This is a genomic window from Pseudacidovorax intermedius (genome assembly GCF_001476815.1).
GTDB lineage: Bacteria > Pseudomonadota > Gammaproteobacteria > Burkholderiales > Burkholderiaceae_C > Xenophilus > Xenophilus intermedius_A.
This window is the reverse complement of record NZ_LDSL01000275.1, coordinates 1-561: the sequence shown is the minus strand read 5'-3', so window position 1 is coordinate 561 and position 561 is coordinate 1. Positions and strand designations below refer to the sequence as shown.

At 72.2% G+C, this 561-nt stretch carries 1 protein-coding gene; it reads left to right on the top strand.

The genetic code is table 11. The annotated features are described in order from the left end of the window. Positions 1–168: 168 nt before the first annotated feature. Positions 169–399: a DUF1289 domain-containing protein gene (locus NS331_RS25210; protein ID WP_058644620.1), complete on the top strand. Its 231-nt coding sequence runs from the start codon at positions 169–171 to the stop codon at positions 397–399. Positions 400–561 lie beyond the last annotated feature (162 nt).

Genomic DNA, 561 nt, shown 5'->3' with positions numbered 1-561 from the left:
GGCCCGCCGCGTGCGGGCCCTTTTTTCGCGGCAGCGCCGAGTCCGTCGGCGCAGACCGCCCTGCCCGGCCGGCCGCCACCGCTTGCGCCCGCATCAGGGGCGTGCCACGGTCGGTGCGAGGCGTGGGCGATGTCCGCCTGCGCCGCCAACCTTCAAAGCCGACCTTCGATGCCCATTCTTCTGACCACCAGCCCCTGCATCGGCCAGTGCCAACTCACGCCCGACAAGGCGCGCTGCCTGGGTTGCGGGCGCCTGCGCGGCGAGATCAAGTCCTGGAAGTCCATGGCGCCGGAGCAGCGCCACGACGTGAACCTGCGGCTGCTGGTGACGCAGGGCAAGAAGGTGCGCAAGCGCATCCTGCGCGAGGTGGCCAAGTCCATCGACCAGAAGGCCCGCTGACCCGCGTTGTCGGTACGCCGGAGGCCAGGTTTTTCTCGGCCTCGCCCGGGGCAGACGCTCAGCCGCTCAGGCCGCCAGCGACCAGTGGATCTGCGTGGCGGCGGCGTGCAGGGCCTTCAGGCCCGGATCGTCGGCGGCCACGGTGCTGCGCGCCGGCCGCAG

Bases quoted from the DNA above. Each gene is read 5' to 3' on its own strand.
- NS331_RS25210 (WP_058644620.1), top strand. From the start codon at position 169: ATGCCCATTCTTCTGACCACCAGCCCCTGCATCGGCCAGTGCCAACTC.